General features: G+C 47.0%; 15 protein-coding genes. 3 read left to right on the plus strand and 12 right to left on the minus strand.

Annotation, left to right across the window (positions count from 1 at the left end; genetic code table 11):
* Positions 1-5: 5 nt before the first annotated feature.
* Positions 6-890 (minus strand): 4-(cytidine 5'-diphospho)-2-C-methyl-D-erythritol kinase, encoded by an 885-nt coding sequence (gene ispE / locus M2125_RS07690; protein WP_280741659.1) that lies wholly within the window; start codon positions 888-890, stop codon positions 6-8.
* Complete coding sequence (locus M2125_RS07695) at positions 883-2367, minus strand: lipoprotein insertase outer membrane protein LolB (protein ID WP_076023653.1); 1485 nt, start codon at positions 2365-2367, stop codon at positions 883-885. Before M2125_RS07695 ends, ispE begins: the two co-directional genes overlap by 8 nt.
* 35 nt (positions 2368-2402) lie before the next feature.
* Here M2125_RS07695 and mutM point away from each other — a divergent pair, with 35 nt between their 5' ends.
* Positions 2403-3239 (plus strand): bifunctional DNA-formamidopyrimidine glycosylase/DNA-(apurinic or apyrimidinic site) lyase, encoded by an 837-nt coding sequence (gene mutM / locus M2125_RS07700; protein WP_280742800.1) that lies wholly within the window; start codon positions 2403-2405, stop codon positions 3237-3239.
* Complete coding sequence (gene mutY, locus M2125_RS07705) at positions 3224-4357, plus strand: A/G-specific adenine glycosylase (protein WP_076023655.1); 1134 nt, start codon at positions 3224-3226, stop codon at positions 4355-4357. The genes mutM and mutY overlap by 16 nt, the downstream gene beginning before the upstream one ends.
* On the opposite strand, the gene rapZ is transcribed toward mutY, so the two are convergent.
* The 9 genes from rapZ to M2125_RS07750 form a co-directional block, all read right to left on the minus strand.
* Positions 4311-5201, minus strand: a complete 891-nt coding sequence (gene rapZ / locus M2125_RS07710; protein WP_076023656.1) for an RNase adapter RapZ — start codon at positions 5199-5201, stop codon at positions 4311-4313. The genes mutY and rapZ overlap by 47 nt on opposite strands.
* A gap of 1 nt (position 5202) precedes the next feature.
* A complete protein-coding gene (gene hprK, locus M2125_RS07715) occupies positions 5203-6177 on the minus strand; it encodes an HPr(Ser) kinase/phosphatase (RefSeq protein ID WP_198929292.1) in 975 nt (324 codons plus the stop codon).
* An 8-nt stretch (positions 6178-6185) separates the two neighbouring features.
* Entirely contained in the window at positions 6186-6647 is a 462-nt protein-coding gene (locus M2125_RS07720; RefSeq protein ID WP_076023658.1) for a PTS sugar transporter subunit IIA, read from the minus strand.
* 32 nt (positions 6648-6679) lie between these two features.
* Entirely contained in the window at positions 6680-7003 is a 324-nt protein-coding gene (gene hpf / locus M2125_RS07725; RefSeq protein ID WP_076023659.1) for a ribosome hibernation-promoting factor, HPF/YfiA family, read from the minus strand.
* A gap of 178 nt (positions 7004-7181) precedes the next feature.
* Positions 7182-7949, minus strand: a complete 768-nt coding sequence (gene lptB / locus M2125_RS07730; protein ID WP_076023660.1) for an LPS export ABC transporter ATP-binding protein — start codon at positions 7947-7949, stop codon at positions 7182-7184.
* Positions 7946-8500, minus strand: a complete 555-nt coding sequence (locus M2125_RS07735) for an LptA/OstA family protein (protein ID WP_076023661.1) — start codon at positions 8498-8500, stop codon at positions 7946-7948. Before M2125_RS07735 ends, lptB begins: the two co-directional genes overlap by 4 nt.
* Positions 8500-9141: an LPS export ABC transporter periplasmic protein LptC gene (gene lptC / locus M2125_RS07740; RefSeq protein WP_076023662.1), complete on the minus strand. Its 642-nt coding sequence runs from the start codon at positions 9139-9141 to the stop codon at positions 8500-8502. Before lptC ends, M2125_RS07735 begins: the two co-directional genes overlap by 1 nt.
* Before the next feature lie 10 nt (positions 9142-9151).
* On the minus strand, positions 9152-9724 hold the full coding sequence (locus M2125_RS07745; protein ID WP_076023663.1) for a KdsC family phosphatase: 573 nt from the start codon (positions 9722-9724) through the stop codon (positions 9152-9154).
* A gap of 28 nt (positions 9725-9752) precedes the next feature.
* Positions 9753-10745 (minus strand): KpsF/GutQ family sugar-phosphate isomerase, encoded by a 993-nt coding sequence (locus M2125_RS07750; RefSeq protein ID WP_280742801.1) that lies wholly within the window; start codon positions 10743-10745, stop codon positions 9753-9755.
* Positions 10746-10756: 11 nt separating this feature from the next.
* Between M2125_RS07750 and M2125_RS07755 the strand changes: the two genes are divergently transcribed.
* Positions 10757-12739 (plus strand): monovalent cation:proton antiporter family protein, encoded by a 1983-nt coding sequence (locus M2125_RS07755; protein ID WP_076023665.1) that lies wholly within the window; start codon positions 10757-10759, stop codon positions 12737-12739.
* 10 nt (positions 12740-12749) lie between these two features.
* On the opposite strand, the gene uvrA is transcribed toward M2125_RS07755, so the two are convergent.
* Entirely contained in the window at positions 12750-15641 is a 2892-nt protein-coding gene (gene uvrA / locus M2125_RS07760; RefSeq protein ID WP_076023666.1) for an excinuclease ABC subunit UvrA, read from the minus strand.
* Positions 15642-15661: the final 20 nt, after the last annotated feature.

The following is a 15661-nucleotide window of genomic DNA, read 5'->3' on the forward strand; positions in this document are numbered from 1 at the left end:
ACAGCTTACTCTGAAGAAATCAAATTGTAAGCGGGATTTTTATTTAGCCCCCTAACAATTCGACCTACCCATCCTTTTGGAAGATTTTGCAAAAGATTTTCTAGTTTGGCAGTATCTGCATGAGGTTCAAGAACCGCAAATACGCTACTGCCAGAACCGGACATACGAGGCCTTGAATTTGGCATCACCTCAGCAATCCAATCTAATGCTTGCTTCACTTCAGGATTCATCCGCATCGCTACTGCCTGACAATCATTTGACTGAAATGACATTGGCTCTGCAAGAAAGCCATCTATTGTAATCGGAGCGTGGTCTCGGGTCAAATCACTGTCTTTAAAAATGTCTGCAGTAACAATCCCCTGTTTTGGAAAAATCACTAAAAAGTCCTTTGTTTCCAAGGAAATACCCGAAATCTGCTCACCAATCCCCTCGACAAAAGCATTTTGTCCAAAAATGAAAAAAGGTACATCAGCCCCCAGTTTGAGCCCTAACTCGCTCAACGTGGGAATATCGAGATTCAATTTCCATAGGTAATTAAGACCAATTAAGGTGGAGGCTGCGTCTGATGAGCCGCCACCTAAGCCTGCTCCCATCGGAATTTCCTTTTTAAGGGCAATTTCTACGCCACCATCAACCTGACCAAGCTCCATTAAAAGGTGGGCTGCGCGAACTACTAAGTCTTCCTCTGGGGGGACGCCAGGGATTGGGTTAATGCGCCGAATCTCTTTTTCCGGAATCCATTGAAGACTTAGCGTATCGCACCAGTCAATGAGCTGGAAGACAGATTGCAAGAGATGGTAGCCGTCTGGACGGCGACCAATAATATGAAGAAATAGATTGAGCTTGGCAGGGCAGGCAAGCTCAAGTGTCTGCACACTCGGACTACTCATTCGGGTTATCAAATACCAGACGAATATCAATCGATCCGACGTTTGAGCTGCGGCTCATGGTCAGTTTTTCTAAATTGCTCGATTTGCTCCAGGTATATCGCAAAATCCAGCCATCTTGAGTAATTTGACTGACTTGACCTTTTTCATTGCGCTCAATGCTGGCATTGCTTCCGGGCCGCGCTTGTCCTCGCAACCAATCGGAGAGCCCACGTGCGGGCAGCGGCAAGCCCAAGACATTTTGAATCAGGGTATCTGCATCAATTGCAGTGACCACTTCCCCATTGCGTTCGAGGGATGCTTCACTTGGAGTAATCGTAATTTTCGCAAGTGAGCTACCAACGGGGCTACGGATTTCTAAAATATCTTTGAGCTCATCCTGAGTTAAGGTAAATCCACCCGATCCACCTTGATTTTGGCCTTCAGTAAGACCGGTGATTTTTACTGCAAATCGTCCGTCCCAAGATCCTTGCGCAGTTTTATCTGAGATTGACCAGCTTGGTTTTAGGCGCGCTAGGGTTTCCTTTAGTGTGGGATTATTGGCATCGAGCTTTTGCCCTTCACGCCATATATCTTCAGCCTCTGCGGGGCGATTCATGGTCCATAACACTTCGCCAAGATGAGCAGCAATATCAGCCTCAGGTTTTTCCTCAAAAGCTTTTTGTAACTGCGAGAGAGCTAGTGCGTTCTTACCAAGTCGAAAATTAACCCATCCGAGACTATCCAAAATAAAAGCATCTTGCGGAGCAATTTCATGCGCTTTGCTGATTAATTTATAAGCCTCTGGCAAATTTTGATTGCGATCTGCCAGTGAGTAACCTAGGGCATTTAAGCTGTTGGCATCGTTTGGATGCTTGCGCAATATTTGACGCAAAGTTTTTTCCATCACATCGGTATGTCCTGATTGCTCAGCAGCCATGGCATAGGCGTAAAGAATCTCGGGATTTTGTGGCTCTGGCTTGAGTGCTGAAACAATTTCATAATAGGCACTCATTCCTTGGGCTTCATTACCTGTTTTTGTAATCAGCTCTTGTAATTGGAAGAGCGTCTGCTCACGCTGGGCTGGCGTCTGATGATTGAGAAGTGCAATGGCAGGGGGTACCGCATCAGACCAGCGTTGATTCAGAATGTAAAGGGTAATCAATGCTTCCTTGGGTTTGACATCGGACGGCTTGGCCAAGCTTTCCCATTCTTGCGCTGCTTGGAGGGCCAACTTGGGCGAGCCGGCGGCTACGGCAATTTCCATGGCGCGTTGTGCAAGACGAGGGTCTTTTAAGTCTTGCGCTAGGTCTAAATAGGTTTTGTACGCCAATCCAGCTTCGCCGCGTTGCAAAGCTATTTCTGAGGCCAGAACTGCAAAGACCCCTTCGCCACTTTCAATGGCATTTGCATAGCTAGGCGCGCAGTAGAGGCTAGCAATCCCAATGGAGGCAGAAAGTATTAAACCCTTAAAAAGGGACTTTTGAAAAAGTTTGCTCATAAGCACATTCTAATCCGCGAATCTACAATCCATCTATGCCAGAACTTCCAGAAGTAGAAGTCACCAAACTCGGAATTGCACCCCATCTCATCGGTAGGGCGCTGACTGCCGTCAAGATATTGGATGGACGCTTGCGCTGGCCCATTCCCAGTAATTTAGGCAAAATTTTGCCAGGACAGACAGTGCATGCAATTGCGCGCCGGGGAAAGTATTTATTGGTAGAAATGGACCAAGGCCATCTTTTGTTGCATTTAGGCATGACTGGAACCCTAAGGGTCTTGGCGAAATCGGATCCCTTGAAAACGCATGATCGCGTTGCCTTTGAGTTTGGTGCGCTGAGTCTGCGTCTACACGATCCCCGAAAATTTGGCGCTGTCTTGTGGCATGCAAAAAAACAAGGTCCGGTTGAGAGTCATCCCTTGCTAAAAAAATTAGGTGTTGAGCCATTCTCTGAGGAATTTTCTGGCGAGAATGGTGTTGCAGTTTTATACGCATGCTCGCGAGGTCGTAGTGTAGCCACCAAGCAATTTTTACTGGCTGGCCAAGCGGTGGTTGGAGTAGGCAATATTTATTGCTCGGAGTCTTTGTTTGAAGCAGGGATTCATCCTGCAAAGCCGGCTGGAAAATTAACACGTCCAGAATGCGCTCGCCTAGCCAAGGCGGTACGGATGATTCTTAAAAAAGCAATTGATGCAGGTGGCAGTACCCTCAATGATTTTGTCAATAGCGAAGGGGAGCCAGGATACTTTACTCTTCAAAGCAAGGTCTATGATCGTAAAAATTTACCATGCAAGATTTGCAAAACACCAATCAAGCAAATAGTTCAGGGGCAGCGCTCAACTTATTTTTGCCCGCAATGTCAAAAGCGTTGATTACCAGTTTCTCCAAGAAGTTAATTGCCTGGCATGGCCTTCATGGGCGCGCAGGTCTACCTTGGCAAAATAATCTTGACCCTTATGCAGTATGGGTATCAGAAATCATGCTGCAACAAACTCAAGTAGCTACAGTGCTAGAGCGCTATCCTCGCTTTATGAAGCGCTTTCCAACGGTGAAGCAATTAGCAGCGGCAAGCATGGATGAAGTTATGGCGGAGTGGGCTGGATTGGGTTATTACTCGCGTGCCAGAAACTTGCACGCCTGTGCTGTTCAAGTAGTCGAGCGGTTTGCAGGAAAGTTCCCAAATGACCCAGTGCTACTGGAGCAATTAAAAGGGATTGGTAGATCTACCGCTGGCGCCATTGCCGCTTTTGCATTTCATGTGCGCGCCCCTATTTTGGATGCGAATGTAAAGCGTGTTCTAGCAAGAATATTTGCAATCGAAGACCCGATTGAAGAAAAAGCTGTCAATGATCGCTTATGGAACTTGGCTGGTGAATTGTTACCCAGCCAGGCAAAGGACATGCCAACCTATACGCAAGCCTTGATGGATTTTGGCGCAACTTGGTGCACTTCTCGTGGGCCTGTTTGTTTGAGCAATAACCATCAATGCCCTTTTTCTAAAGACTGCCAGGCTAATTTAAGCGATCAAGTTCTCATATTGCCCCGTAAACGTATCAAAGCAAAATCCCCGGAATTCAATTGCGACATGCTTTTAATGAGATCTGGCAATTGGGTGTTATTGCAAAAACGTCCTAGCAAAGCCATTTGGGGTGGTTTATGGTCTCTGCCAGAATCAAGTTGGAGTGCTAGAGCTGGTGCAAGAACGAATGATCTGCAGTCTCAAGAATTATTTGCGCTGACCTTGCCTGATTCCCTTGCACCTCAGTCTTTGAAAACAACGGAACCTCTAAAACGCGGTCCTCAAATAAAGCATGTCTTCACGCACAGACGTCTGTGGATGCAAATTTGGGAGCTGTCGGTGGCAAAGCCAATTGAATGGGGTGATGCTGATTTGCAGTGGGTTTCACTGCGTCAGTTAGGTCAATATGGCTTACCCCAGCCAATTAAAGTGCTACTGCAGGGATTGAGTCTAATTCGCGATGGCGTGTAAGGAAATTAATCTGACTGGTCGCCAAGTTTTTTTGCACACTAAAATATTTATTGAGCTGGCCAACTAAGTAAACTGAGCGATGTTGGCCGCCAGTGCATCCGATTGCAACGGTGAGGTAGCTGCGACCATCAGCAATATAGTGGGGCAACCACTTTTCAACAAAGTGAATGATGTCCACTTCCATACTTTGTACTTCCGGTATTTTTTCTAAGAAAGCTTGTACTGGGGCATCATTACCAGTCAAGGGGCGGAGCGCTTTGTCATAGTGAGGGTTCGGTAAGCATCGAACATCAAACACCAAGTCGGCATCGCTTGGCACTCCTTTTTTAAATCCGAAGGATTCAAAAACAACCGTTAGTCCAAGCGGTTTATCTTTTAAGAGGTCTTGTATCCAAGAGCGCAGTGCATGGGCTGGCAAATTGCTGGTATCAATGCTGTGTGCTTGCGCACGTAAAGGCTCTAACAAACTACGTTCTTTATCTATAGCCTCAATTAAGGTGGCAGCCCCAGACTGCTCACTTGTTCCGGAAAGTGGGTGACGTCGCCGAGTTTCTGAAAAGCGTTGAACCAGGGTATTGGTGTCTGCATTTAAGAAGACAATGCGAATCTCGTGTGAACGGCGCAATTGTTCCAGTATGAGAGGAAGGTCTGCGATCGATTCACCTCGCCTGGCATCAATTGCTACAGCAACCCGATCACACTTTTCTTTTTCAAGCGTGCTAATGAGATTTTCAAGCAAGGGAACAGGAAGGTTGTCTACACAATCATAGCCAGCATCCTCAAAAGCCCTGAGTGCCACTGATTTACCTGAGCCCGAGATACCGGTAATCAGATTAATTTGCATATTAGAGCAGGCGACCTTGGGTTTTATTGGAATAGGCATCCGCATTCATCTGCTGTCGCTGACGCTCCATAAATTCTTTAAGCGTATCAATGCCGCGTAATTGCAAAATGGTATTTCTAACGGCAGCCTCAACCAGTACCGCTAAGTTTCGACCCGCTGCCACTTGAATTTTCACAGTACGAATGGGGACGCCCAGAATATCGATATGCTGAGCTTCTAATGGCAGTCTTTCAAATTCACCATCGTTTCTACGAACTAACTGAACGATGAGGCGTAACTTCAATTTGCGGCGTACAGCAGTTTCACCAAAGATGGTGCGAATGTCTAATAAGCCTAAGCCACGCACTTCCAATAAATTGCGCAGAATCACTGGACAGCGCCCTTCTAGATAATCGGGACCCAGTCTTGCAAAATCGACTGCATCATCTGCAACCAAGCCATGACCACGGGAAATCAATTCGAGGCCCAACTCACTTTTACCTAAACCAGACTCGCCCATAATTAAGACGCCTAAACCTAGGATATCCATAAACACACCATGCATGGTTGTTTGGGGTGCGCCAATTTTGGTGAGATAGATGCGAAGGTGGTCAATGACAGTTGCTGCTGAAACTGTCGTCATAAACAAGGGTGTTGAAGAGCGTTGGCAAAATAACTGCAAATCTGGATCTGCTGCTCTGCCATCGGCCACGATGACGCAAGGCGGTGTCTTGGAAATTAAGCTGGAAATTTGCTCTTGTTTTTGTTTGGGATCAAGTGCCGCATGGTAGTCAACCTCTTGTTCGCCGAAAATCTGAATACGGCTGGGGTGAATTAGGTTTAAATGTCCAACCAAGTCTGAGCTGGCTGCGGCTGCTTTAACTGCCTCCGGTGGAAAGGTACGATCTGCACCTTCTAAACCACTAATCCATGAAAGTTTTAGTTCTGCGACATTATCGTCAAAGATCTGTTGCGCATTCACACTCTCAAGAAGCAGCAGCTGGGTCATTTACTTGGGCTCCATTGCTGCAGAAGTTCATAGACCTTAGTACGTTCTTTTTCGGAAGCCAGCGTGTTACGCGCACCCGGGTCTGATAGTAATTGCGCAATGGAAGAGAGAATCTCTAGGTGTTGCTGAGTCGCCTTTTCTGGAACCAAGAGGAAAATCAACACTGAAACTGGCTCGCCATCCGGTGCAGCAAATTCAATTGCTTGCGCTAGTTTGATAAAGGCGGCAACGGGATGCTTTAAGCCTTTGACGCGCCCATGGGGAATTGCAACACCAGCACCAAGGGCAGTAGAGCCCAAATCCTCGCGCGCGTTTAAAAAGCCAACTACAGCAGCAGCATCAATACTGCCTTCTTTGGCAAAAAGGTTCCCGGCTGCCGCGAATGCATCAGCCCTGCTTTTTGCAGGGTTATCTAATGCAATGCGGTCCAGGGTAAAAAGATCTGTCAGGGCATTCATGTGAATTGATTATAGGTGTCCTGACCCTTCACTTACTCGAAATGCTTTTCGTGATGGTGATCTTGGATTTTTTCTTTATGTTTTGCAACTTGACGCTCGAGTTTATCTACTACGGCATCCATCGCGTGATAGAGGTCTGCATGATGGGCTTCGGCGAAAAGTTCTTTACCTTTAAGGTGAAGGGTAATTTCAGCGCCTTGCCGTAAATCTTTTTCTTTGGCGTTATCGACGATCAAAATGGCGGAGGCATCTATAACATGGTCAAAGTGCTTACGAATTTTGGATAATCCAGCCTCCAAATGAGTGCGCATAGCGGGTGTAACTTCTACATGTCGGCTATTAATTTTTAAATTCATCAGCAGCTCCTTTGATAGATCAGTGCGCAAAGTACTACTGGGGCGCGCAACATACCCCTGTAATTTAAATGAACAATTTTTGTACTTTTATCTTACGAACCTCCAGCGTATCAGCGATTTGACTGAAATCCAAGAGGGGTTGCTGATTTATTTTTAAGGCAGAAAAAGAGCCTTGGGGCTACATCCTGAAGTTTTCGCCTAAATACACTCTACGCACAGCATCATTTTCAATAATTTCATCGGGCTTGCCCTCAGCTAGAACGCTACCCTCGCTAATGATGTAGGCATGGTCGCAAATACCGAGGGTTTCTCGTACATTGTGATCGGTAATGAGAACGCCAATTTGGCGATCACGTAGAAAGCGTACGATTCTCTGAATCTCACCTACTGCAATGGGGTCGACACCAGCAAAGGGTTCATCCAGCAGGATAAATTTAGGTTGAGATGCGAGTGCCCTAGCAATTTCAACACGGCGCCGCTCACCGCCTGAAAGAGAGAGAGCTGGATTGTTACGTAAGTGCGTAATTTGCAGTTCACCCAAAAGCTCATCTAAGCGATGATTCATTTCTGCCTTAGTGAGGCGCTTACCACCTTGAACTTGAAGCTCTAATACTGCTTGAATATTTTCAGCGACATTGAGCTTACGAAAGACGGAAGCTTCTTGAGGTAAGTATGAAAGACCCATTCTGGCACGCTCATGAATGGGTAGGTGGGTGATATCGACGCCATCAAGAATGATGTTGCCACCATCCAGAGGGACAAGACCCACAATCATATAAAACGAGGTAGTTTTACCGGCACCGTTAGGACCTAGTAAGCCAACAACTTCGCCGCACTTTACTTCTACTGAAACATCGCGTACGACCGTTCTGGAGCCGTAACGCTTTTGAAGATGATGGGCGTTCAGGGTGGCAGGTTGATGGTTACTTGCTAAATCCGCTGTCATTTCTCTAATGTGGCTTTTCGTCTAGGTGAAAGAATGGCTCTTGCTAAAGGCAAGTCATCCGGTTTGGCATCCGCAGGGGGTATCACGTGATAGTACTGCTTCACATCATCGTACTCAATTTTCCAACCCTTTAATTGATCGAGCATTTGCATATTGAGCAAGCGCTTTAAGGTGGCATTGCCAGTGATGATGAGCATTTCTGTTTTAGCGTCATAAATCACTTGATTACCATGGCCCTGCATAAATTCATTGGCAATTCCTTCTTTGCGCTGCCTAAAGGTGGCAATTGCTTCGGGGGTACCTTTCACATCAATGAACTCATAGCCTTCGGGATCTACTTTAATATTGCCATGTTCGCCGGTGACTACAATGCTGCCTTTGATGAGCAGGATCTGTCCATCTAGATCATAAATTTGCTTCACGTCATCGACTGATACTTGGTCGGCTTCCAAAATAATGGGCTTATCTTGATCCGCTTTTTCAGCAAATGCGTAATGAGGCATGCAGATATGCCATCCAATAGCAAGTAGAAGTGCTAGTTTGAGCTTCATTAAGGTGTGCCTCGTGGAAGACGCTCGATACGACCTTTTACTTGCCCAATGAGAACCATACTTTGTTCAACATTATTAAATGTACCGCCATCAGTGGAATTGATCACTGACATCCCTTGTTCTAAGGTAATAGGCTTATCCGTTTGGATGATGTCATCGTTAATCAATACTTTGAAATAAGAGGACTGCGCAAGCAAGCGTAACAGAGCTGGTTGTGTCGCCGTCGCCGCCTGGGGAGGTCGCAAAATCTCCGCATGATCATATAGATCCAGAATAGTCAGATCACCATCCAAATGACCTTTATCTGCTTTGACAGTAACGGGCGGTTTTTCTACCTGAAATAAACGCATGCGAGGTGTTGTGATGTCAATGGTGGCATCATCATCATAGTGAATCACCTTGCTTCCTAAGATGCGGTATTTTGTATTGCCGAGCTCATTGAGAGTAGATAAAGCCCCATTGGTAATGGTGTAGTCAGGCTCATGTAAGCGTACCTGCTCAATGGTCGATTTTTCTGGTGGGGTGCTTTTTTGAACCAGCCAGAAAGTCAGGAGTGTCAAGATTCCCATGATGAGCAGCGGCAGTAGCCGCAATAGCCCACGCAACATGCTCGATTTGAACGCTTCCTGCTTGGTCGGCATCAATACATCCTTAAGCACGAGCCTGATTGAGCAAATTCTCGTAGCGGTTTTGCGCTTTAAGTATCAGATCGCATACTTCGCGAACGGCACTATTGCCGCCAGCTCGGGTAGTCACTAGATGGGCAACTGCTTTGACTGCCTCGTGAGCTTGGGCGGGGCAAATAATGAAACCAGCTCGCTGCATCATTTTGAGGTCAGGCCAGTCATCTCCCATCACAGCACAGTCTGAACGCTTGAGGGATAAATCGCTGAGCAGTTTGTCTAGAGCAATTGCTTTATTTTCAACCCCCACATGAACATGCTGTATACCTAATTCTTGGCAGCGGGCAAGCACTGCTTTTGATTGGCGACCCGTAATGATGGCGGTAGGAATGCCACATTGCTCTAAGAGTTTGATGCCTAAACCATCTTGGATATCAAATGCTTTGAAAGCCTCTTTACCCTCACCATCTAAAAATACTTGTCCGTTAGTCAGGACACCATCCACATCGAGCACCAAGAGTTTGACTTGACCTGCCCGCTCCCATGCTTGCGGGAAATTGCTCAATGGATTGGTTTGGTGTGTATGAAAAGCACTAGGCATGGTTTGTATTTCGAATGTGAAAGCCGAATTAAATTACTTTGGCGGCAAATAAATCATGCAGATTGAGGGCGCCGAGTAAGGTTCCGGCTGCATCTGTCACCACCAAATGGTTGATACGGTGTTTTTCCATCATTTCGATGGCTTCTTCTGCAAGGAGTTCGGGTGGAATGGTGTGGGGGGCAGAAGCTATGGCTGCTTTTAGGGTGAGCCCCTCAAGATTGGTCGTTTTTTCTAGTAGGCGACGCAAATCACCATCAGTAAAAATACCTGCAACATGATTATTTCGATCTAGCGCAACCACCATGCCCATGCGTTTAGCCGTCATCTCCAACAATGCCGCCTGCAAAGTAGTATCTAGATTGATCTTAGGCGTTTCTTCAAAACTGCGCATGACACTTCGCACGTGCATCAATTGTTTGCGTCCTAAGCGACCACCTGGATGGGAGCGCTGAAAATCTTCTGCTTGAAAGCCCCTAGCATCTAATAGGGCTACCGCCAAAGCGTCACCCATAGCGAGGGCAGCCGTAGTGCTAGAGGTGGGCGCCAAATTTAAGGGGCATGCCTCTTTTTCAACGCTAGTATCAAGATGGGCATCAGCTAGCTGGGCTAGTGAAGATCTTGGTGCGCCAGTAAGCGCAATGAATTTAGCCCCCGTGCGTTTGACGATAGGTACGATGGTCAGGAGCTCATCGGTCTCACCGGAATTGGAAAGGGCGACAAATACATCATCTCGAGTGACCATGCCTAAGTCACCATGGCTGGCTTCAGCCGGGTGCACAAAAAAGGCTGGTGATCCAGTGGAGGCAAAGGTCGCAGCGATCTTACGGGCAATATGTCCAGATTTACCGATTCCAGAAACTACGATGCGACCTTTACAGGCGTGAAGCAGTTCCACGGCTAGAACCAGGGCATCCGCATTGGGCCCTTCCAGTCGATCGCGCATGGTTTGCAGGGCGCTAGCCTCAATAGTGAGGGTATCGCGTGCAAGCTTTAGGGTTCGTTCACGAGTCTTAGCTATCATCGAGTAAGTATATGCCGTCAGCCCTTCAATTAACTCTCATCTTGTTAGCCTCCGGAGTGGCTGGAGTCGTTATTTTCCGCTATTTTGGTTTACCCCCCATTTTGGGCTATTTGGCTATAGGGGTGCTGATTGGCCCCAACGCCCTGGGTTTGGCTAACGATTCGGCTACTGTGAAGTATTTGGGGGAGTTTGGGGTCGTTTTCTTGATGTTTTCCATTGGACTTGAATTTAACCTGCACAAGCTAAGAGCGATGCGTTCTATCGTATTTGGCCTGGGAGGCAGTCAGGTCCTTTTGACTATGCTGCTAGCGGTTCCAGCTAGCTTGCTCATGAACTGGATTTACCCGATTTCTTGGGAGGCTGCGATAGCCTTGGGTGGCGCTTTAGCGATGTCTTCCACCGCCATTGTGACCAAACTGATTGCCGATCGTTCTGAGCTGGAAACCGACCATGGCCGCAACATTATTGGTATTTTGCTGTTTCAAGATCTGGCGGTTGTTTTCCTATTGATCTTGTTGCCTTCATTGGGCAAAAACCCGGGTGATTTATTCATTGCATTAAGTGCTGCAGCAATCAAAATCTCGGTCGCTCTGGTGTTGATTTTTGTTCTTGGGCAAACGCTCATGAGTCGCTGGTTCCGCTTAGTGACCAAGCTGCGCTCCCAAGAGCTATTCATGCTCAATTTGTTATTAATCGTTTTAGGCATGGCTGGACTGACAGAGCATTTTGGTTTGTCTTTGGCCTTGGGTGCTTTTTTAGCGGGCATGCTCATCTCGGAGACACCCTATCGCCATCAAGTTGAGGAAGATATAAAGCCATTTCGCGATGTGCTGCTTGGCCTATTTTTTATTACGATCGGGATGTTGCTCGATTTTCATGTGATTGCCCAGCAATGGATATTGGTTCTACTGCTTTTAATCGGACCTTTGCTGTTTAAATTTGGCCTTATTGCATTACTTTCACGTGCTTTTGGCTCTACTCCTGGCATCTCTATTCGCACTGGACTTTGTTTAGCGCAAGCTGGCGAATTTGGATTTGTGCTGCTCAACCAAATCGACGGTTTAGATTTGATTGATCCAGCTTTAAGTCAAGCGGTATTGGCTGCCATGTTGCTATCGATGTTTGGCGCACCTTTCTTAATCCAATATAGCGATCGGATTGCGATGCGCTTTTCTAGTAATGAGTGGCTCTTGCAATCACTGGCATTAACGCGTGTTGCAGCCAAGAGCGTGCGCACGGAAAACCATGTTGTCATTTGCGGTTTTGGTCGCTCGGGGCAAAGTTTGGCTCGCATGCTTGATCAAGAAAAAATACCCTATATCGCCTTGGATATGGATCCGGATCGTGTAAAAACAGCGGCTGCTGCTGGCGATAACGTGGTGTATGGGGATGCTAGTCGTGAGAATTATTTGATTGCTGCAGGTTTATCACGCGCAAAAGCGGTTGTGATTACCTATGCTGATACACCTGCAAGTTTTAAGGTCTTGCATCAAGTCGAACGCTTACGTCCTGGCATGACTGTTTTGGTGCGCACCAAAGATGATGCCGATTTAGCAAAGTTACAGGCGGCGGGGGCCACTGAGGTTGTGCCGGAATTGATTGAAGGTAGTTTAATGATGGCCTCGCATGTCTTATTGATGATGGGCGTGCCGATGCGCAAAGTGGTGCGTATTGTCTCTAATGCACGCGAGGCACGCTACAGCTTATTGCGCGGCTACTTCCGCGGCTCGGAAGTAGAAGACTTTGATTCTAATGAATCCTGGCGTTTGCATTCGGTAACGCTCTTGCCTGAATCAATTAGTATTGGCAAAACTCTTGAAGAACTTGCTTTGGAAAACGATGGCGTGAGTATCCAAGCAGTCAGGCGCAAAGTGGGCGGCGGAGATTACATTAAGCTCGAACTCACACCCCACTTGCGATTACAAGCAAACGATATCTTGGTACTCTCAGGCAATCCAGAAGCGACTGAATTAGCGCAATCTAAATTGCTCTGAGAACGTCGGTTTACTTAGCCTTTTTCTTACTTTCTGCTGTTCTACGGGTAAGTAGCGGGGCTAAATAGTGGCCGGTAAAGCTGGCTTCATTTTTAGCGACATCCTCAGGCGTCCCGGTAGCGATAATTTGCCCACCACCAGCACCCCCTTTAGGCCCTAGATCAATAATCCAATCTGCAGTTTTGATCACATCCAAATTGTGTTCAATGATCACAATGGTATTGCCTTGTTTTTTAAGTGTCTGCAGAACAGTGAGTAGCAATTGAATATCATGAAAGTGCAGACCAGTAGTCGGTTCGTCCAAAATGTACAAAGTTCTACCGGTATCACGTTTAGATAATTCAAGCGAGAGTTTGACTCGCTGGGCTTCACCGCCAGACAGAGTGGTAGCGCTTTGTCCGAGCTTGACATAACCCAAGCCAACATCGAGCAGGGTTTTGAGCTTACGCTTAACAATTGGCACTGCTTCAAAAAACTCATGGGCTTGCTCGATGGTCATTGCTAGCACTTCATGAATATTTTTACCTTTGTAGCGAATGTCTAAAGTCTCACGGTTATAGCGTTTGCCATGACAGACATCACAAGGTACATAAACGTCTGGCAGGAAATGCATTTCTACTTTGAGTACGCCATCCCCTTCGCAGGCATCACAACGACCGCCCTTGACGTTGAAAGAGAAGCGACCCGCTTCATAGCCACGCTCACGCGATGCAGGAACGCCGGCAAATAATTCACGGATGGGCGTAAACAAGCCGGTATAGGTAGCGGGGTTAGAACGCGGGGTTCTGCCGATAGGTGATTGATCGACACTAATGACTTTATCGAAATGCTCTAATCCTTTGATGGCATCATGCGCGGCTGGTTCGGCAACCGATCCATAAATATGCTGAGCAACAGCATGATGCAAAGTATCGTTAATTAAAGTAGATTTTCCTGAGCCTGATACACCAGTCACGCAGGTTAATAGCCCAACTGGAATTTTGGCGTGGACGGATTGCAAGTTATTGCCGCGAGCGCCAATGATTTCTAGAAAGCGATCATTTACTGGAATGCGTTTTTCAGGAACCGCAATACATTCACGCCCGGATAAATATGCGCCGGTCAGAGATTTAGGGTTCGCTTCTACCTCTGCTGGAGTTCCTTGCGCCACTACTTCGCCACCATGGACACCCGCTCCAGGGCCAATGTCGATGACATAGTCTGAAGCACGAATCATGTCTTCATCATGTTCTACTACCAGTACGCTGTTACCTAAATCACGCAGGTGCTTGAGGGTGCCAATGAGGCGATCATTATCGCGTTGGTGTAGTCCAATAGAGGGTTCATCTAGCACATACATTACCCCGGTCAAGCCAGAGCCAATTTGAGAAGCCAAACGAATACGCTGCGCTTCACCGCCTGAGAGGGTATCGGCACTGCGCTCTAGTGAGAGATAGTCCAGACCTACATCATTTAAGAAGCGCAAGCGTGCGCCAATTTCTTTAACGATTTTGTCAGCGATTTCACGCTTGGCGCCTTTGAGCTGCAGTGCCTCAAAATACTCTTTGGCTTCTTTGAGTGGTAGGGCGCTGATTTCATAAATGGCGCGCGATTGCTTGCCATCACCCACCTTCACAAAGCGCGCCTCTTTGCGCAGGCGACTGCCGCCACAATCACGACACACCTGCATATTTTGATAGCGCGCTAATTCTTCGCGTACGGTCACTGAATCAGTCTCGCGATAGCGTCGCTCAAAGTTCGCAACAATGCCTTCAAAAGGATGCTGGCGAACGCTCATTTTGCCGCGTTCGTTGATGTATTCAAAGGGAATCTCGATATCACCCGAGCCCAGCAAAATCAGATCTTGCTGTTTTTTGCTGAGGGTCTCAAATGGCTTTTCAACATCAAACCCACCGTGTTTTGCTAATGTCTGCAATAGCTTGAAGTAAAACTGATTACGGCGATCCCAGCCTTTGATCGCACCCGATGCGAGTGATAAATCAGGATGTGCCACGATCCGCTTTGGATCAAAGAACGATTGATGACCTAGGCCATCGCATGAAGGGCAAGCGCCCATAGGGTTGTTGAAGGAGAAGAGGCGGGGCTCTAATTCTTGTAGTGAATAAGAGCAAACTGGGCAAGCAAATTTACTCGAGAAAATGATCTCTTCACCAGTGTCCATATTGACCACCATTGCTTTGCCTTCAGCAAGGCGTAAGGCAGTTTCAAATGATTCCGCAACACGTTGTTGAATATCGGGACGCACTTTAATACGATCAACCACTACTTCAATGGAGTGCTTGTCGTTTTTCTTCAGGCTAGGTAGTTTGTCAACTTCAAAGATTTCCGCTTTGGCAGTATTCGTTGTGCCGCCACCAGAGCGAACACGGAAACGAACAAAGCCTTGTGCCTGCAGATCTTGGAAAAGGTCAACGAATTCACCCTTACGCTCGCTCACTACGGGGGCCAAGATCATCAACTTCGTTTCTTCTGGCATGGCCAAGACAGTGTCGACCATTTGTGAGACGCTTTGCGCCTCTAAAGGCAGATTGTGTTCGGGGCAATGAGGTGTGCCAGCACGTGCGAATAATAAGCGCAAGTAATCATGAATTTCAGTCACAGTACCCACAGTCGATCGGGGGTTGTGACTTGTGGCTTTTTGCTCAATCGAAATGGCAGGCGACAATCCTTCAATCACATCCACATCTGGTTTTTCCATGAGCTGGAGAAATTGACGGGCATAAGCAGAGAGGGACTCAACATAGCGTCTTTGACCTTCTGCATACAAAGTATCGAAAGCAAGGGAGCTTTTTCCTGAGCCAGATAAGCCGGTCAAGACGACCAATTTCTCTCTAGGGATATCTAGATTGATATTTTTGAGGTTGTGCGTACGTGCACCGCGGATTTTAATTTCGTTATTCATGATTTTTTAGCGTAACTTGT

It is taken from the genome of Polynucleobacter sphagniphilus (assembly GCF_029892205.1).
Lineage (GTDB): Bacteria > Pseudomonadota > Gammaproteobacteria > Burkholderiales > Burkholderiaceae > Polynucleobacter > Polynucleobacter sphagniphilus.